The following is a 17,378-nucleotide window of genomic DNA, read 5'->3' as shown; positions in this document are numbered from 1 at the left end:
CGCGGGCATTCGGCGTTGAGCTGGGTGGGATGGGAAGACTCCTTAGACATATCCGACCCTCTCCACGCCTACGAGGTGAGCTGTCGGGTTCGGGCTGAGTCGGCCCGGCCACGCTATAGGTGGCTTCACCCCGAGGCGTCGAACTGCGACGCCGGAAAGTGGGTCCCCCGCTCCTGCCGGAAGTTCGGGTCTCATCGCCCGGGGCAGGATTCGGCGTAGCCGGGCGTGAGGTCCGCGGTGAACGGACGAAAACGACAGAACCACAAAATAGGGTGAATGCCAAGTTACCCGCCCGTGATACAGAAAAGTGTCGCGCGAGACCATTAAGGCCTCAATGCGGTCCCTAGTGTTCAGCCGAATCGGTGTGAACCCAGAACGCGGGGATTTGGAGCGGTCTAAGGCGATTGACCGTGTAACTCCGGAAGGGAGTGGTAACACCACGAGGAACTCTTAAAGAGTCCTCAAGGGCCGGGTGCCGGAATGGGAGCACGCGTTCGCTTTCGACAAGATGGAGCGCATGCCTCTCGCTCGACACCGTCGTGGACGCACGAAGGGCCGAGTGCTCACCGCTGGATTGGGTGCGGCCGCACTGGGGTCGGCCGTCGTCATCGGCGGCACGAGCCTGATCGCGGCGAACGCGACCGGTCGCCCGGAACCCACCTGCGCCCCCACTGGATGCTCATCGTCCGAGGACCGCAAATCCAAGGGTGCGCGTGAGAGCGCTTCGCCAAAGCGGTCGGCCATCGCCTTACCGCCGGGTGTTCCGGCCTCGGCGAAGCCGACGCCCAAGCCGGTAAAGGCCGCCTTGGGCCCGCTCTACGTCGATTCCGAGGGCCAGGCCGTGGAGTGGGTGGCCGCGAATTCCGGCGACTCGCGGGTCGGCCTGATCCGGGACCGCATCGCTGATCAGCCCCAGGCCCGGTGGTTCGCGGTCGACAACCCCGGAGACGTCCGCGGCGAGGTGCGGACGTATGCCGCGCGGGCGGCGTCGAGAGGCCGGGTGCCGGTGCTCGTCGCCTACAACATGACGAACCGCGACTGTGGTGGCGCCAGCGCCGGCGGGGCCGACAGCGCGGACGGCTACCGCACCTGGATCGGCAATTTCGCGTCCGGCCTGGGCTCCGGGACGTCGATCGTCGTCCTCGAACCGGACGCGCTCCCGCACCTGACCGACTGCCTCTCCGCCGACGGCCATCAGGAGCGTCTCGACCTGCTCGGGTACGCCGCGAAGACGATCAAACAGCAGAGCCCCAAGGCGCGCGTCTACTACGACGTCGGCCACTCCGCCTGGCTCGGGCCGAGCGAGGCCGCGAGCCGCGCGAAACGGGCCGGAGCGGCCCGCTACGGCGACGGAATCGCGCTCAACACGTCGAACTACCGGACGTCCGGCGCCGAGGTCGCGTACGGCAAGCGGGTGCTGGCCGCGCTCGGCGGCGGGCAGCTGGTGGTCGACACGTCACGCAACGGCAACGGCCCGGCCGGCGACGGGGAGTGGTGCGACCCGTCGGGCCGCAAGCTGGGCCGCAACCCGACCACGGCCACCGGGGACGCCCAGGTGGCGGCGTATCTGTGGGTCAAGCGTCCGGGCGAGTCCGACGGGTGCAGCGGCGCGGCCGGGCAGTTCATCGCCGAGACCGCGTACGAGCTGAGCTCCTAGGCCGTCGGGGTACGGTAACCACGTGGCCGAGTTCCCGTCGTTGCACTTCCTCGGGCATTCGACGGTGCTGATCGAGCTCGACGGCGTCCGCGTGCTCACCGATCCGGTGCTGCTGCCCCGGGTGGCCAACGTGCTCCGGCGCACGGCCGCGCCGCTCGACCCGGCCCTGCACGCGAACGTCGACGCGGTCTGCATCTCGCACCTGCACGCCGATCACCTCGATCTGGCCTCGCTGCGCCGGCTGGGCCGCTCCACGCTGCTGGTGGTGCCCGAGGGCGCCGGCGAGTTCCTGTACCGCAAGGGTTTCCGGGAGGTCGTCGAGCTCGCCCCGGGCAAGTTCCACGACGTCGGCCGGGTGCGGATCACCGCCACCCCGGCCGTTCACGACGGCCACCGCCCGCCGTTCGGACCGCGCGCGCTCGCGGTCGGCTACGTCGTCGAGGGTGCGACGTCACGCGTCTACTTCGCCGGTGATACCGACGAGTTCGACGAGATGGACGACCTGGGCGCGCTCGGTCTCGACGTCGCCTTGATACCGGTGTGGGGGTGGGGGCCGAACCTCGGCCCCGGCCACCTCGATCCGAGCGGCGCCGCACACGCGACCGGTCGGCTCAAGCCGACGTACGCGGTACCGATCCACTGGGGGACGCTGCACCCGTTCGGCATCGGCCGGTGGATGCGTGCGCACCTGGTCGATCCGCCCCGTCGCTACGCCCAAGCCGTCACCGAACTCGGCCTGTCCACCCGTGTCCTGCACACGGAGCCGGGCTGCCGGGTGGAGGTGGCATGACGACGACGGCAACCATCCTGGCTACCGCCTGGCCGGATCGGGTCGCCGACGCGGCTTCGGCGAGCTATCCGGTGCTGGTGGTCGCGGTGCTGATCGGCGCGATCATCCCGGTGATCCCCACCGGCGCGGCGGTGAGCGCGGCCGCGGTGCTGGCCGTGCACCACGGCGGCGTGTCGCTGGTGCAGGTCATCGGGTTGGCCGCGGTGTCGGCCTGGGTCGGCGACTGCGTGGTCTACGCGCTGTTCCGCTGGGGGCGGCGCGGGGTGACCCGGTTCATCGGGCGCAACCTCCCGTCGTTCTCGCCGGACAGCGCCGAAGGCCGGTCGCGCCTCGACGACACCCGGCGGCGGCTGACCGAGAACGGCACCCAGGTGCTCGTCGTCTCCCGGCTGATCCCCGGCGGCCGGCTGCCGACGCTGTTCGCGGCCAGCGCCGTGCGGTACCCGTGGCCGCGGTATCTCACCGGGGCCGCGTTCGCGGCCGCGGTCTGGGCGGTCGCCTACGCGGTGATGGGTCTGCTGGGCGGGAGCCTGTTCTCGAATCCGCTGGTCGGCATCGCGGTGACCGTGGTCGCGACCCTGCTGGTCTCGGCGATCGCCCGCTACATCCAGCGCTGGCTGGCCAACCGGCAGAAGTCGTCGGTCGGCTGAGCCCGGCGTGACCCGATTCCGACGGCTGCGTAGCGGCGGGCGCCGCCTCCTCCGGGGTGGACGGACCGCGACCCGCCTGACGCTGGTCTGGCTGGTCGGGGCGGGCTCGGTCGGTGCTCTCTCGGTGACGCTGCCCGGCTTCGACATCGGCCGGCCGGTCAACGCGGTCGTCGTGTCGGTCGTGCTGAGCGCGATCAACGCGGTGGTCTGGCCGTTCCTGATGCGTTTCGCGCTGGCGATCTCGGTGCTGACGCTCGGCGTCGGCGCGTTCGTCCTCAACGGACTCCTGGTGTATTACGGGCTCCGCGAGATCCCGGACGTCCGGCTGCCCGGCGCCCCGGCCGGCGTCCTGGTCGCGCTCACGGTCTCGGCGGTCACCGGCCTGACGAGTTCGCTGGTCGGCGTCGACGAGGACGAGTTCTTCCACCGGCGGGCCCGACGCCGGGCCCGCCGCCGGATCGTCGAGCACAACAACATCCCCGGGCTCGTCATGGTCCAGATCGACGGGCTCGGGCACGAGGTGCTGCAGCGCGCGATCCGCGACGGTGACGTCCCGACGCTGGCCCGCTGGCTGGGCAACGGCACCCACCGGCTGATCCCGTGGACGACCGACTGGTCGTCGCAGACCGGGGCGTCGCAGTGCGGCATCCTGCACGGCTCGAACCGGGACATGCCGGCTTTCCGCTGGTACGAGAAGGACCACGGCCGGCTGATGGTCAGCAACCGCCCGGCCGACGCGGCCGAGATCGAGCGACGCCACTCCGACGGCCGCGGGCTGCTCCACGAGGACGGCGCCAGCCGCGGCAACCTGTTCACCGGCGACGCTGAGCACAAGAGCGTGACGCTGAGCAGCGCCGGCCGCCGCAAGGGCCGCCTCGGCGCGGGCTACCAGGGCTACTTCGCCAACCCGTACAACGCGGTCCGCACGCTCACCGGCGCGCTGGTGGACGTCGTCCGGGAAGTGGTCGCGGGCACCACGCAGCGGCAGCGGGACGTGCGACCGCGGGTGCCGCGGGGCGGGATCTATCCGCTCGTGCGCGCGCTGGCCACGGTCGTCACCCGCGACCTGGTGGTGGAAGGCGTGCTCGACGACATGATGGCCGGCCGCTCGGTCGTGTACGCCGACCTCACCGGCTACGACGAGGTCGCCCACCACTCGGGGATCGAGCGGTACGACTCGCTGGCCGTCCTGCGCTCGATCGACCAGCAGATCGGACGCCTCGACCGGGCCGCCGAGCTCGCCCCCCGCCCGTACCGGCTCGTCGTGCTCTCCGACCACGGGCAGAGCCAGGGGGCCACGTTCGCCCAGCGCTACGGCGTCACGCTGGAGCAGATCGTCCAGGCGTCCTGCGGACAGCAACCCCGCACCACGGAAGACAGCCTGACCGGGCCGGACGGCAGCACGCTCGGCTTCGCCGCGCGGGCCCTCCGACGGCTCGTGCCGCCGGGCGAACACAAGCCGGCCAACCCGGGCGAGCGGGTCCGGACGGCCGAGGAGGAAGCGGCCGCGCGCGAGGGCGTTCTCGTGCTCGGGTCGGGCAACCTCGGGCTCGTCTACTTCACCGAGCACACCGGGCGGATGACGCTGGAGGCGATCCAGACCGCCTATCCCGAGCTGCTACCGACGCTGGTCGAGCACCCGGGGGTAGCGTTCCTGCTGGTGGCGACCGCGGAGCGGGGCTCGGTGGCGCTGGGCCGTCACGGCGCGCACTACTTGGAGTCCGGCGAGGTGCGCGGGGCGGACCCGCTGGCGCCGTTCGGGCCGCACGCCCCGGCCCAGGTCCGGCGCACCGACTCGTACCCGCACGTCGCCGACATCATGATCAACAGCCTCTACGACCCGCAGACCGACGAGGTCGCGGCCTTCGAGCCGCTGGTCGGCTCGCACGGCGGCCTCGGCGGCCCGCAGACGACCGCGTTCCTGCTGCACCCGGTCGACCTCCCCACTCCGGTGGAGCCCCTGGTGGGGCCGGAGGAGGTGCACAAGGTGCTACGTGCCTGGCTCGCCTGGCTCGGTCACGACGCCTATGCGGACGCCGTGGCGGCGACCGCCGCGGTCGAGGAACCGGCTCCGCCGGTGGCCGCGCTGGATCTCCCGTTCGACAGCGTGACCACCGGCGAGGCCGAGCTTCTCTAACCCTCGGCGCGGCGGCCGCGGCGGCTGCGCCAGGTGAACGGGCCCGGCAGGTCGTAGCGCTGCTCGCGGGTGCGCGAGTTCCACGACCAGCGGCCGAGCTTGATGCCCCAGGACGAGAAGCCGTTCTGGGTCACGTTGAACTTGAAGGGGCCGAAAGAGTGCTGCTTCCGGTACTGGATCGGCATCGGTCTCTCCTCGAGTCGTTCTTGGAAGTCCCAGTACCCCGAGTCGCATGTGGGCGAACATCGTTCAGTTCGAGGTCGTCACCGCGGCCGTGGTCGCCGCCGTCGTGGCCGCGATCATCGCCGCGTTGATCGCGGTGATCGCGTCCTTGACCGCCTTGCCGGCCCAGTCGCCCTCGGAGATCTCCTTCAGGCGGGCCTTGACCTGCCTGGCCGGCAGGTCCGGGAACAGCTTCGGCCCGAGGTCGACCGCCTGCACCAGCGAGGCCAGGGCGGCGGTGTGACGTCCGGACAGGTCGTTGCTGCGGATCGCCGCGTCCAGGCGCATCTGGGCCGCGGTCTCCGGCGCCGGGTTCAGCGCCGGGTAGCGGACCCGCCGGAACAGGCCCAGCACCCGGCTCTCCTCGCGCTCCACGACCCCGGTCTCGACCAGCCGGTCGAGGACCTGCTCCCGCAGGCCCGAGCGCAGCGTCTGCACCCAGTGCTGGGGGCTGCGCGGTTTGCGCGAGGCCCGGATCTTGTCCAGCGCCGCCTCGGCGATCGGGTCGTCGACCGGTGCCGGGTCGACGATCCGCACCTTCTTGCTCTCGACGTCGATCCGGCCGGCCAGCGCGAGCTCGACCAGTACCGCGCCGGCGAGCCCGAGGTCGAGGGCGGACGTCGAGATCAGGGGCGTTCCGGCCGCGTCGTCGTAACCGAGCAGCAGCAGCTCGTCGGGCAACGGGATCACAGTCATGGGTCCACGGTAAGTGGCCGGTACCATCTCGCCGCGTCAGCGGAGTGGGCGCGTCCACGGGGGCGGCCCGTCGTTGCGCTGCCAGCTCTCGAGTTGCGCGGTTCGCTCGGTGGCCGCTTCGGTCCAGTGGGTCGCGCCGAGCAGTTCGGCCGCGCGGAAGCCTTCGCGGTAGTGCGTCCTGGCGTCGTCCGGGCGGCCGAGAAACGCGGCCAGATCGCCGAGGATCGTGTCGACCGGCCCCAGCGTCACCGAGCCGCTCGACATGCCCGGCAGCGCCCCGCGGTACGGCGTCAGCACCCGGTAGCAGTCCTCGGCGACGTCGGCCGTGCCCAGGCCGAGCGCGTTCTCGGCCCGGAACGCCATCCACAGCAGCCAGTAGTAGTCCGGCGGCACCGGCGACTCGGGCCGCCAGGCCGCCCGGGCCTCCTCGGTGCGGCCCGCGTGCAGCAGGAGCCGGGTGTACGGCTCGGCGACCAGGTACGGCTCCTGGGCGTACAGCCGCCCGATCGGCTCGACCAGGCCGAGCACCGCGTCGCTGCCCCGCGCCCGCTCGACCACGTAGAACGTCAGCTGCTCGACGCCGTCCGCGTTCGGCGCGCCCAGCGCGCGCATCTGCGCGATCACCGACGCGTACCGCTCGGCCGCCTCGTCGAAGCGTCCGCCGACCAGCGACCGGAGCCCGCTGAACATCTGGACGACCCCGAGCGCGAGCCCGAGCTGCCCGGTGCTCGAGTGCTCGACCGCGAGATCGGCCTGGGCCTGCGCCGACTCCAGTTCGTCCAGGAAGGGGCGCCCGAGCTCGACCTGGAACAGGATGTGGTGCCCCTGGGCCCGGTACCCGGTCAGCCCGGCGCTCGTCGCGACGTCGCGCAGTTCGGTGCCCACCTCACCGAGCCGGTGGCGCCGGTCCGGCGCGACCTGCACGTAGTACCGGGCCGAGAGCGCCCGGCAGAGCAGCTCCGGGTCGCCCACCCGCCGGGCGATCGCCATCGCCTCGTCGCTCGCGCGCTCGGCCCCGGCCGGGTCGACGCCCTCGAGCTCGACGGTCAGCGTGGCCAGCAGCCGGCCGCGCCGGACGTCCTGGTCGGTCGGCAGCCGGTCGAGGACCCGCCTCAGCCCGGCCACGAACGGCTCGTCCAGCGACCGGTTCTCGCGCACGCTCCAGATCACCGGCGCGTCGAACGACCCGTACGCCTCGGCCAGCGGCTCGGCCGCGCCGAGTTCCTCGGCGACCGTGACCGCCCGCTGCCGGGTGGCCCTGGCCCCGTTGACGTTGCCCGCGTAGCCCTGGGCCGAGACCAGCGCGCACAGCAGGTCGAGCCGGTCTGATCCCCGGCCGTCTGATCCCCGGCCGTCGACTTCCCGGCCGTCGGCCAGGTCGAGCGCTTGCAGCGCCCGGTGCAACAGTCCCGCCGCTTCCTGGTGCGCCGACAATGCGGACGCTGTGCGAGCCGCGTCGGCAGCCAGCTGCGCGGCCCGGACCGCGGTGGCCGGAGTCGCCGCCGTCAGCGCGTGATGGGCCAGCGCGGCCCGGTCGTGGGGGCGCACCGCCTCCAGCGCGGCCAGCGCCCGGCCGTGCAGGCGGGTCCGGCGCAGGTGGGGGATGTCCTCGTAGAGCGTGTCCCGGACCAGCGCGTGCGCGAACCGGAGACTGTCGGCCGCCGGCTCCACCAGCAGGCCGGTGACGACGCCGGCCTCCAGAGCGTCCAGAACCGCGTCCTCGTCGTCGGTCTCCAGCGCGAGCAAGACGTCCACGTCGACACCCAGCACGGACGCGGTGCGCAGCACCGACCGGGCCTGCTCGGGCAGGCGGGCCACCCGGCGGCGGAGCACGTCGCGGACGCCGGCCGGGACCGCGTGCGCGGCCGCGTCGGGACCCTCGGCGGCGATCAGCCGGGCGGTCTCGGAGACGAAGAGCGGGTTGCCGCCGGTCCGGCGGGTGACCAGCCGGACCAGGCCGGCATCGGAGGGTGCGCCCTGGCGGCGGAGCAGTTCGGCGACCTCGGCGGCGGAGAGGCCGGAGAGGTCGATGCGGTCGGCCTGCGGGCCGGCCAGCGCGGCCCAGCAGGTCCGCAGGTCGTCGGTGACCTCGGCCGGTCGGTAGGTGGCCACGACCAGGACCCGGTGCCCGGTGAGCTCGGAGGCGACCGCGCGCAGCAGCTGCAGGGTCTCGCCGTCGGCGCGGTGCACGTCGTCGAGGGCGACGAACAGCGGCGCCTCGCCGCTGCGGCTCGCGAGGAGGTCGGCGAGCGCCCGGCCGAGCCAGAACGGCGGGAAGGTCGCCGGTTCGTCGCGCAGCAGCGGCGAGAGCCGTGGGTTCTCCTCGTGGTCGCCGGGGAGCGCGCGGACGACCTCGGACCAGGCCCAGGCCGGCGGCGCGCCGTCGACCTCGGGGCAGCGTCCGCGGACCGTTCGCCATCCTGACCGGCCCAGATCGGTCGAGAGGGCGGCCGCCAGCGTGGACTTCCCGGCGCCGGGGTCGCCGCTCACCCAGGTGACGCGGAACTGCCCGCTCGCGGCCACCTCGGCGGTCTCGAGGAGCCGGCGCAGCTCCGCGTCGCGCCCGACGATCCCGGTCGCCCTGGGCGCGGGGGCTTTTCTCGGAGCGGGGGTCGGCGGGGCGTCGAGGGTGGGGGAGTGGGCGAGCACGTCGGCCTCCAGCGCCCGGAGCGCCGGACCCGGGTCGACGCCCAGTTCGCCGGCCAGCCGCTCGCGGGCCGCGCGCAGAGCGGCCAGCGCATGGGCCTGGCGGCCGGCCCGGTACAGCGCCAACGCGAGCAGCGCGACCGCGTCCTCGCGCAACGGATGGGCCCGCACGTGCCGCTCGAGGTCCACGACCGCCTCGGCGCTGGATCCGGCGGCCAGGAGCGCCTCGGCCCGCCGCTCGACCACGATCCGGCGCAGCTCCTCGAGCCGCTCGGCCTCCGGCACGGCCCACGGCTCGTCGGCGAACTCGGCGTAGGCCGGGCCGTTCCACTGAGCCAGCGCCCGGTCCAGCAGGACGACCGCGCCGGCCGGTGCGGCCTTGCCCGCCTCCTCGATCAGACGCTCGAAACGCCAGGCGTCGGCCCCGTCGGCCGCGAGCCGCAGCGCGTACCCGGGAGCGGCGCTGACCAGCACCTGGGCCGGGGTCCGAGGCGCCCGATCGGGCTCCAGCACCCGCCGCAGATGGGAGACGTAGACCTGGAGAGCGGCCAACGCCTTCGGCGGCGGCTCCCCCTGCCACAGGTCGTCGACGAACCGCTCGGTCGAGACGACGTGCCCCCGGGCGCTCACTAGGCGGGCCAGCACCGCCCGCTGGCGAGGGCTGCCGAGCTCCACCGGCCGGCCGGCGACCTCGGCCCGCAGCGGACCGAGCACGCTCAACCGAACCATGGAACGGAAGCCTAGGGCCCCTAGCCGCAGGTGAAGGGGCACTGTCCAGCACCGGACTGACTCCCAAAAGGGGCCTGGTACCCGGTTCCGAATCTGTTCACACTGGACTTACGGTCGGATCTTCCGGTCCGATCGCCGAACCGCCACAGGAGCCGCTGGTGCCGTACGTCTCGTCCGCCGTGCGGCGGCGACAGATCGTGCTAGCGGCGCGTCGCGTTGTGGAGCGAGAGGGCCTGTCGCGGGCGTCCCTACGGGCCGTCGCCGACGAGGCCGGTATTGCGCTGAGCACCCTGCAGCACGTGTTCAGCACGAGAGAAGCCCTGCTCGGAGCCGTGGTCGAGGAGTTGCTGTTCGTCCAGAGCCACAACCCGACGCCCCTGGGTACCCCTGATCAACCGTTCGCCGAGTGGCTGTCCGAGACTTTGCAGGCGCTCTGGGAGTACGTCATCCGAGCGTCGCCGGAATCGCAACTGGGGCGCCTGGAAGTAACGCTCTACGCGGTGCGGACCGGGCTGACTCGGGAGCTGGCGCGCTGGCAGAGTGATCGGATTCAGCTCTGGGCGGGGAAGACGGCGGCGCTGTCGAGTTGGAATTTGCGGATTCCGGTGGATCAGGTTGCTCGGTTGGTGATGGCCATGCTCGACGGGTTGCTGTTGCAGTATTTGGCCGACCCGGACCCGGGTCGGGCCGCTGACGATCTGCGTCACGCGGCCCAGGCGGTAGCGGCGGTAGCCGCCGCACCTGCCTGAGTGCCTGCCCGCCGGCCCCGTCCCCTCCGACGCGATCGCCCTGGCCCGTGGCTCGAGCTCCCGCCCCGTGCTTCGCCCGACCCGGGCCCGGGCTGCGGTGCGGGTCCGGCTGCGGCTGATCACCGGCCTCCTGCCCGGCATGTTCCCCGCCCTGCCCCTCAGTCCGGCTACCACGCCACGACCGACGAGCGTGACGTCCTGCTCGACCTGTTCGACACCGAACCCGGCCTACCCGCCATCGTGACCGGCGTCTGCGCCCGCATCGCCCAGCGATTCCTCGCATCGACCGCAACGACCACACCGCACAACCAGCCACCCGATCGCTGATCGCCTACGACCGCTGACCTCCGGAATCATTCATCCCAGCTCTGGTGCGATCCCGGCGGGTCGGCCGGCCACCGGACCGGTCTCAGCGTGTCGGGCCCCAGCCGGGATCCCCTCCCGTCTCCTGCAGCCTCGCCGTCTCGTGCGGCCGTGCCCGTCTCACGCAGCACCCCGCAGACCCGACCCGCACCAGGCCGCCTACGACCTTCGCCCCGCGGTCGACCCTGAGCGGCCGTCGCGCGATCCCGGTTCGTAGCGAGGGCACCTGACGCCAGTGCGCGCTCGGCCATCAGTAACTGGTCGTCCCGGTCGGTAACCGGGCGCGGCAGCGGCAGCCCGCCGGCCCGGCCTCAGCGCAGAGCGCGGGTTCAGCTGGCCTTGATGACCGCCGGAGCCGGCGTCGCCTGGCCGAACAGCGCCGCCGAAATGTTGCTCAACGTATGCGCGCCCAGCTCCAACGAATCCTGCCCCGGCGGCATCGAATACATCTCCGCGATCACGTACCGCTCATCGTCACCAGCAAACCCCACCGAACTGGTCAGCCAATGATCTTGCCCGTCGTCCTTCTCTATCGACCAACCGTTCTTGTTCCCCGGGTCGACCGACTCGCCCGCCGACCACACACCCCAGTGCTGAATCTCGTCCGTCTGCCGCATCCCGGTCACCACCAGGTCCTTATCGGCCGGACCGAGCTTCTCGAGGATGTAATCCATCATCCTGACCAGATCACCGGGCGTGCACTTGACGAACCCCCAGTACTGGTCGAACCCGCTCACGTACGTCGCGTGCGTCATCCCGTACCGCGACTTGAAACGCGACAGCAGCGCGGCCCGGCCGTACTCGCGCCAGAGCGCGTCGGCGGCATCGTCGGACGAGTACGAGAGGATGTCGCCGATCCGGTCGGTGTCGGTGTCGGAGAGCTCCCGCACCCCGGTGCGCGACTGCTCGAGCGCGGTCGCGACCAGCCCGAGCTTGATCGTCGACCCGGTCCAGTACAGGTTGGCCGTGTCCCCGGTCTGCCAGCGTTTGCCGGTCTGCCGGTCGAGCACGACGACGCCCAGCCGGCCCGGTGCGTTGTCAGCGATCTGGGCGGCCGCGGCCAGGCGCGGGCTCCAGGTGCAGCCCCAGCCCGTCGTGTCGCCGCACCCGGACGGGCTGGCCGAGCCACCGGCGCTCGGCGCCGGTGCGGTCGAGACGGCCGGAGCCGACGTAGCCGCGGCCGGCTCGTCGGCCGAACCGGACGAGCAGGCGGCCGGCAGCGTGAGCGCGACCGCGGCCAGCACGGCGAGCGCGAGACGTTTCCTCATAGCGGACGCCAGGCTAGCCCCCGTCCGCGCCCCTCAGAGAACCCGCGGGCCAACCGCCCGGACACCCGGGCGCATGTCCCTGCCGCACCGAGCGTGCGGCTGATGAGGTAGCTGTCGATCGTGCGCAGAATAGGTAACGCCGGATCGGACAACCGGCGGGTGCAGGCAAGACCGAAATAACGCAACACACCACATTGCTGGCCCGGTGCGAGGGGTACCGGGCCAGCGCTGTGCCGGTCAGCGGACGGTGGCGAGCTCAGGTTCCGGGGCCACCGTCGGCGTCGCCTCGACGTGCAGGTCGACGTGGGGCAACAGCCGGTCGAGCCAGCCCGGCAGCCACCAGTTGGCCTGACCGAGCAGCGCCATCGTCGCCGGCACCAGCACCATCCGGACGATCGTCGCGTCGACCGCGACCGCGGTGGCCATGCCGACGCCGATCATCTTCACGGTCACGTCACTGTCCATCCCGAAACCGACGAACACCGCGACCATGATCAGCGCCGCCCCGGTGATCACCCGGCCGGTCGCGGCCAGCCCGCGCACCACGCTGCCGTGGGCGTCGCCGGTGCGCAGCCAGTCCTCGCGGATCCGGGAGAGCAGGAACACCTCGTAGTCCATCGAGAGTCCGAACAGGACCGCGAACATCAGCAGCGGCACCCAGGTCGAGACCGGCACCGCGTGCGGCAGCCCGAGCGCCTCGGCGCCCCAGCCCCACTGGAACACGACCGTGATCACGCCGTAAGCCGCCGAGATCGACAGCAGGTTCAGCAGCGCCGCCTTCACCGGCACGATCAGCGAGCGGAACATCACCAGCAGGAACACCAGCGAGAGCCCGACGACGACGCCGACCACCAGCCAGAGGCGCTCCGACACCAGCTCGGCGATGTCGCGGAAGACCGCGGTGATGCCGGTGATCTCGGCGCCGGCCGGAAGGACGTCCGCGCGCAAATGATCGACCAGCGCGGACGCCCGCGCGTCCTGCGGACCGTACTTCGGTTCGACGACGACGGCGGCGGCCTTCCCGGTCGGGGACACGACCGGCGGGGTCACCCCGGCTACGCCGGGATCGGCGGCGAGCTTCCCGGCCAGCGCCGGCAGCCCGGCCACGGGCACCCGATCCAGGTCGACGGCCACGACCAGCGGGCCGTTCGCGCCCTCGCCGTACTCGGCCGCGATCAGGTCGTACGCGCGGCGCGAGGTGTTGTCGGTCGGCTGGCTGCCGGCGTCCTGCGGCCAGGTCCGCATGCCGAGCATCGGCGTGGCCAGCAGGAGGAGGATCGCCAGTGCTCCCAGCGCCCACGGCAGCGGTCGCCGCCCCACCCGCGCGGCCCACCGCCCGGTGAGCGTCCCGCTCCCAGCGCCGTTCGCGTCCACCTCGGCCGCGGCGTCCGCGTCCGTGACGTCCGCATGGGGACGGGTGGGGAGCCGGCGTTCGGCGCGCGGCAGGGCGCGGCGGCCCGACAGGGCGCAGAGGGCCGGGACCAGCGTGACCGCGGACAGCACGACGACCGCCACCACCAACGCGGTGGCCGACCCGAACGAGCGGTAGACCGGCAGCCCGGCGAACGCGAGGCCGAACAGCGAGAGCAGCACGGTCGCGCCGGCGACGACGATCGACGTGCCCGAGGTCGCGGTGGCGGTCGCCGCCGCGGTCCGCGGGTCCAGACCGGAGCGGATCCCCTCGGTGAAGCGGGTGACCAGCAGCAACGCGTAGTCGATGCCGACGCCGAGGCCCACCATCGCGGCCACCGTCGGCGCGGTCGTGCTGAGGTCCGAGAACGCGGCCAGGATCGTGATGCCGGCCGAGCCGATGCCCAGGCCGACGAACGCGGCCGCGATCGGCAGCCCGGCCGCGACGACCGACCGGAACGCCAGCAGCAGGATGACCAGCGCGGCGACGATCCCGATCGCTTCGGCGGCGCCGCTGATCGTCCGGATGTTCTCCGCGACCTGGCCGCCGTACTCGACCTGGAGGCCGGCCCGCGCGGCCGGGGCCGCGGCTCGTTCCAACGCGTCGAGGGCCTCGGTTCCCTCGAAGTCGGTCACCGGGACGGTGTAGGTCAGCGAGAACAGCGCGGTGTCGCGGTCGGTCGAGAGGCGCGGCGGTGAGACGGTTCCGACGTGCTCGACGTCCGCCAGGCGGGTGCGGAGGGTGGCGAGCAGGGCCGGGTCGATGCTCGTGTCGCTGTGGACGACGACGCGGGCGTCGGCGCCGGCCAGGGCCGGGAACTCCTCGCGGAGCAGCTCGGTGCCGCGCTGGGACGAGGTCCCGGCGACGTTGTAGTTGTCGTGCGGTGTGCCGCCGGCCAGACCGGCGATCGTGATCGTGGCGACCAGGACGGCCAGCCAGGCGGCGATGGTCCGGCCCGGGTGGGCGGCGGCCGCACCGCCGAGCCGGTACAGGAAGCGGGACATCCTCGAAGCACCCCTTTGCGCGATTTGCTGTCGCGACGACGTTCGCGCGGGGTACTTGGCGTTGACTTGGTGACGACTAGCTGGTGCTGAACCTGAAGTTGGCCGTGCAGCCGTGCATCTGTTTGGTGTCCCAGTCCATGATGCAGACCTTCGCGGTGCCGGTGAGGCCCTCGGCGTAGTTCTTGTTGCACACGCCGGTCTTGCCGTTGCCCATCGAGTTCGCGCACTGGCCCTTGCGTCCGCCGACCTCCCAGAAAACGACGGCGGAGTGGCCGTCGGCTTTGGTGTCGAAGACCCACCAGACGTCGCCGTAGGTCTGGTAGCAGCCGTAGCCGCCGACGAGTTTGGCCGAGCACGGGCCGGCGCCGCGTTTGCCGGTCTTGGCGACGGCCTTGTTGATCTCGGTGGTGACGGGTTTGGGAGCTGGCGTTTTCGAGGCAGACGGGGCCGGGGTGGGGCTGGCGGGGGCCGTAGAAGTGCTCGCGGGCGAGGGGGTCGCGGGGGTCGTCGCGCTCGGCGTCGGTGGGGGGTTGGACGCCGGCGGGGTGGGGGTGGGTTGGCCGGCGGCTCGGCCGCTGGAGTCGCCGGCGGCGCCATTGTCGAGGGCGGCGGCGGCGCTCACCGGGGCGTCGCCGTTCGGGGAGGCTGGTGAGGAGTTCTCGGGTCGGAGAGTGAGAGCTCCGGCCACCGCCGCTATCCCGATCACGAGCGCCGCCAAGCCGGCGACCAGCGGTTTCCGGGAGCGTGGGCGTTTGTCGATCCACGCGTCCGGCCGGCCGGCCCCGGCCCGGGCGGCGGAGGGTGGGGTAGGGGGCACGCCCGGTGGGGCCGGGAAGAACGGCGCGCTCGAGGCGGCCGCGGGTGGCCCGGAGGCGGGCGGCCCGGAGGCGGGCGGCCCGGGGGCGGGCGGGGCAGAGGCGGGCGGGGCGGAGGCGGGCGGGGCGGAAGTCGGTGGGGCGGAAGTCGGTGGGGTTCCCCAGGCGGGGTGCTGGGCCGCGGCCGGTGGAGCGCCCCAGGCGGCGACGGGCGAGGCGGCCGGGGCGGCCGGGGGCGCCGGGGCGGCCCACCCTGCGCCGGGTGGCGCATCCCCGGCAGATGCGGCGCGGGCCGCCGTGGCCAGGGCGGTCGCGGTCGGGAAGCGGTGGGCGGGGGCCTTGGACATGGCTCGGGTCACCAGGGCGGCAACCGTCGGCGGCAGATCCACCGGCAGCGGCGCCGGCTCGCCGTAGAGGAGTTGCGCGATCACCTGCGCCGGGTTCTCCCCGACGAACGGCGCCCGCCCGGCCAGACACGTGTACGCCACCGCCCCGAGCGCGTACACATCCGTCGCCCCGGTCACCGGCAGCCCCGCGACCTGCTCCGGAGCCATGTACTGCGGCGACCCGACGACCTGGTTCACCTTCGTGACCCCGCCCGCGTCCACCGATCGCGCCACGCCGAAGTCGAGCAGCACCACCGACCCGTCCGGCCGCACCATCAGGTTGCTCGGCTTCACGTCCCGGTGCACGATGCCCGCGTCGTGCGCGACCTGTAACGCCTCGGCCGCCTGCGCGACCACCGAGAGCGTCTCGTCCACCGGCAACGCCCCGGCCGCGGTGATCCGGTCGGCCAGCGGCGTCCCGTCGACGTACTCCATGACGAGATAGTCGCGCTGGACGTCGTCGACCAAAGACGCGCCGCAGTCGTAGACCTGCACGATCCCGGGATGCCGCAGCGCGGCCATCATCTGCGCCTCGGCGCGGAAGCGGGAGATGAACTCCGCGTCCGCGTGCAACGCGGGCAGCAGGACCTTCACCGCCACCGGACGTTGCAGCACCGGATCGGTGCCTCGCCAGACCTCACCCATCCCGCCACCCGCGACCCGTTCGTCCAACAGGTAGCGGTTGCTGATCAGTAGTCCCGGACGAGGCATCCGATCACAGTACCGAGAATCAGCGGTCGTCCTCCACGAGGTGGATCGCGGCTTCCTCGGCTCCGGCGCCCGCGCCGTCGATGCCGGCGTCGGTCGCGAAGAGCTCGTCCTCGTCGTCCTCGTGGGCGCCCTCGTCCGGCTCGACCAACCGGCCGGCCCGCTCCTGGGTGGTCGAACCGGGGTCGGCCGGAGCGTCCTCGTCCTCGTCGTCGAAGTCGGCGGTGACGTCGGGCTCTTCCTCGGCCAGGCGCTGGTCGAGGGTCTCGCCCTGGGACTGCTCGTCGGCCGTCGTGCCGAACCGGTCCGACGCCCGGTAGCGGTCGCCGGGGTCGATGCCGGTGTCGAGGACGTCGCTGTTCAGGTCGTCGTCGTCCAGGCTGTCGCCTGGGTCGAGCACGCCGTCGTCCTCGACATCGTCGATGTCCGGGCGGGTTTCGCTCATCGGGTTGTCCTCACCTCCGGGATGCTGACGTGGGGCTTACCCCACGGGACTGTATTGAATCAGTGAGAGATCTGGTGGTGCAGGTCGGCGAGGCCGTTCAGGAACGCGGTCAGGGCCAGTTCGAAACTGTCCCGGTCGATCTCCTCGTGGCCGGCCAGCAGGTGCGCCTGGCTCAGGTTCGGATACCGACCGACGTATACCTCGAAGTCGTCCGCGAACCCGCCCGAGAACGACGTCATCGCCGCCCCGACGACCAGGTACTTGGTCGAGGCGCCGATCATCGTCGCGTAGCGCGGGGGCCAGCCCGCGCTGGTGAGGCCGCCGTGGACGGCGTCCGCGTGCTGCAGCGCCTGCGGGCGTCGGCCGGGGGAGTGGGCCAGGAACGGCACCAGGTTCGGGTGCGCGGCCAGCGCCTCCCGGTACGAGCGGGCCCAGACCGTCAGACCGTTGCGCCACCCGTCGGCGAAGCCGCTCGTGTCGACCGGCGCCATCACCTGGTCGGCCAGGTCGGTGAGCAGCTCTTCCTTGGTCTTCAGATACCCGTAGAGCGACGCCGCGCGCACGCCCATTTCGGCCGCGAGCCGACGCATCGAGAGCCCGTCGAGGCCGTCCCGGTCGATCATCGCCAGCGCGGTCGCGCAGATGCGATCGCGGTTCAGCAAAGGGCTGCTAGGGCGGGCCACGGGGGATAGCCTAGCCAGT

13 protein-coding genes and 1 riboswitch are annotated in these 17,378 nt (G+C 72.5%); of the genes, 5 read left to right on the top strand and 8 right to left on the bottom strand.

Features of this window, described 5'->3' with window-relative positions; translation table 11 throughout:
- Window positions 1–51: 51 nt before the first annotated feature.
- Window positions 52–198: riboswitch (cyclic di-AMP (ydaO/yuaA leader) on the bottom strand.
- 319 nt (window positions 199–517) lie between these two features.
- The 4 genes from FL583_RS08665 to FL583_RS08650 are packed head-to-tail and all read left to right on the top strand — an operon-like array spanning window position 518 to window position 5,234.
- Window positions 518–1,657: a glycoside hydrolase family 6 protein gene (locus FL583_RS08665; RefSeq protein ID WP_170323553.1), complete on the top strand. Its 1,140-nt coding sequence runs from the start codon at window positions 518–520 to the stop codon at window positions 1,655–1,657.
- A 22-nt stretch (window positions 1,658–1,679) separates the two neighbouring features.
- Complete coding sequence (locus FL583_RS08660) at window positions 1,680–2,447, top strand: MBL fold metallo-hydrolase (protein ID WP_142703995.1); 768 nt, start codon at window positions 1,680–1,682, stop codon at window positions 2,445–2,447.
- The gene (locus tag FL583_RS08655) at window positions 2,444–3,097 is read left to right on the top strand and encodes a DedA family protein (protein ID WP_142703994.1); all 654 of its coding nucleotides are present in this window, start codon (window positions 2,444–2,446) and stop codon (window positions 3,095–3,097) included. Before FL583_RS08660 ends, FL583_RS08655 begins: the two co-directional genes overlap by 4 nt.
- A 7-nt stretch (window positions 3,098–3,104) precedes the next feature.
- Entirely contained in the window at window positions 3,105–5,234 is a 2,130-nt protein-coding gene (locus FL583_RS08650) for a phage holin family protein (protein ID WP_240746625.1), read from the top strand.
- Here FL583_RS08650 and FL583_RS08645 read toward each other — a convergent pair.
- The 3 genes from FL583_RS08645 to FL583_RS08635 all read right to left on the bottom strand — a co-directional run bounded on the left by FL583_RS08645 (window position 5,231) and on the right by FL583_RS08635 (window position 9,527).
- On the bottom strand, window positions 5,231–5,419 hold the full coding sequence (locus FL583_RS08645) for a DUF4236 domain-containing protein (RefSeq protein ID WP_142703993.1): 189 nt from the start codon (window positions 5,417–5,419) through the stop codon (window positions 5,231–5,233). The two genes, FL583_RS08650 and FL583_RS08645, sit on opposite strands and share 4 nt — an antisense overlap.
- A gap of 64 nt (window positions 5,420–5,483) precedes the next feature.
- Window positions 5,484–6,152, bottom strand: a complete 669-nt coding sequence (locus tag FL583_RS08640) for a GOLPH3/VPS74 family protein (protein WP_170323552.1) — start codon at window positions 6,150–6,152, stop codon at window positions 5,484–5,486.
- A 36-nt stretch (window positions 6,153–6,188) separates the two neighbouring features.
- Window positions 6,189–9,527, bottom strand: a complete 3,339-nt coding sequence (locus tag FL583_RS08635) for an ATP-binding protein (RefSeq protein WP_142703991.1) — start codon at window positions 9,525–9,527, stop codon at window positions 6,189–6,191.
- A gap of 158 nt (window positions 9,528–9,685) precedes the next feature.
- On the opposite strand from FL583_RS08635, the gene FL583_RS08630 reads away from it, so the two are divergent.
- The gene (locus FL583_RS08630; protein ID WP_170323551.1) at window positions 9,686–10,276 is read left to right on the top strand and encodes a TetR/AcrR family transcriptional regulator; all 591 of its coding nucleotides are present in this window, start codon (window positions 9,686–9,688) and stop codon (window positions 10,274–10,276) included.
- A gap of 692 nt (window positions 10,277–10,968) precedes the next feature.
- Here FL583_RS08630 and FL583_RS08625 read toward each other — a convergent pair.
- From FL583_RS08625 to FL583_RS08605, 5 genes are all read right to left on the bottom strand, one after another.
- Window positions 10,969–11,907: a serine hydrolase gene (locus tag FL583_RS08625; RefSeq protein ID WP_142703989.1), complete on the bottom strand. Its 939-nt coding sequence runs from the start codon at window positions 11,905–11,907 to the stop codon at window positions 10,969–10,971.
- 237 nt (window positions 11,908–12,144) lie between these two features.
- Complete coding sequence (locus FL583_RS08620; protein WP_142703988.1) at window positions 12,145–14,322, bottom strand: MMPL family transporter; 2,178 nt, start codon at window positions 14,320–14,322, stop codon at window positions 12,145–12,147.
- A 76-nt stretch (window positions 14,323–14,398) separates the two neighbouring features.
- Complete coding sequence (locus FL583_RS08615; protein WP_142703987.1) at window positions 14,399–16,234, bottom strand: serine/threonine-protein kinase; 1,836 nt, start codon at window positions 16,232–16,234, stop codon at window positions 14,399–14,401.
- 19 nt (window positions 16,235–16,253) lie between these two features.
- Window positions 16,254–16,676 carry a DUF5709 domain-containing protein gene (locus FL583_RS08610; protein ID WP_142703986.1) on the bottom strand — a complete coding sequence of 141 codons (423 nt, stop codon included), beginning with the start codon at window positions 16,674–16,676 and terminating at the stop codon, window positions 16,254–16,256.
- Window positions 16,677–16,735: 59 nt separating this feature from the next.
- The gene (locus tag FL583_RS08605) at window positions 16,736–17,359 is read right to left on the bottom strand and encodes a TetR/AcrR family transcriptional regulator (RefSeq protein WP_142703985.1); all 624 of its coding nucleotides are present in this window, start codon (window positions 17,357–17,359) and stop codon (window positions 16,736–16,738) included.
- Between the last annotated feature and the right edge of the window lie 19 nt (window positions 17,360–17,378).

The organism is Cryptosporangium phraense (genome assembly GCF_006912135.1).
In the GTDB taxonomy this organism is placed as follows: Bacteria; Actinomycetota; Actinomycetes; order Mycobacteriales; family Cryptosporangiaceae; genus Cryptosporangium; species Cryptosporangium phraense.
The sequence above is the reverse complement of the archived record's forward strand: the minus strand, read 5'-3'. Positions and strand labels throughout refer to the sequence as shown.

Bases quoted from the DNA above. Each gene is read 5' to 3' on its own strand.
- FL583_RS08635 (WP_142703991.1), bottom strand. From the start codon at position 9,527: ATGGTTCGGTTGAGCGTGCTCGGTCCGCTGCGGGCCGAGGTCGCCGGC.
- FL583_RS08665 (WP_170323553.1), top strand. From the start codon at position 518: ATGCCTCTCGCTCGACACCGTCGTGGACGCACGAAGGGCCGAGTGCTC.
- FL583_RS08615 (WP_142703987.1), bottom strand. From the start codon at position 16,234: ATGCCTCGTCCGGGACTACTGATCAGCAACCGCTACCTGTTGGACGAA.
- FL583_RS08645 (WP_142703993.1), bottom strand. From the start codon at position 5,419: ATGCCGATCCAGTACCGGAAGCAGCACTCTTTCGGCCCCTTCAAGTTC.
- FL583_RS08640 (WP_170323552.1), bottom strand. From the start codon at position 6,152: ATGACTGTGATCCCGTTGCCCGACGAGCTGCTGCTGCTCGGTTACGAC.
- FL583_RS08620 (WP_142703988.1), bottom strand. From the start codon at position 14,322: ATGTCCCGCTTCCTGTACCGGCTCGGCGGTGCGGCCGCCGCCCACCCG.
- FL583_RS08655 (WP_142703994.1), top strand. From the start codon at position 2,444: ATGACGACGACGGCAACCATCCTGGCTACCGCCTGGCCGGATCGGGTC.
- FL583_RS08610 (WP_142703986.1), bottom strand. From the start codon at position 16,676: ATGAGCGAAACCCGCCCGGACATCGACGATGTCGAGGACGACGGCGTG.
- FL583_RS08625 (WP_142703989.1), bottom strand. From the start codon at position 11,907: ATGAGGAAACGTCTCGCGCTCGCCGTGCTGGCCGCGGTCGCGCTCACG.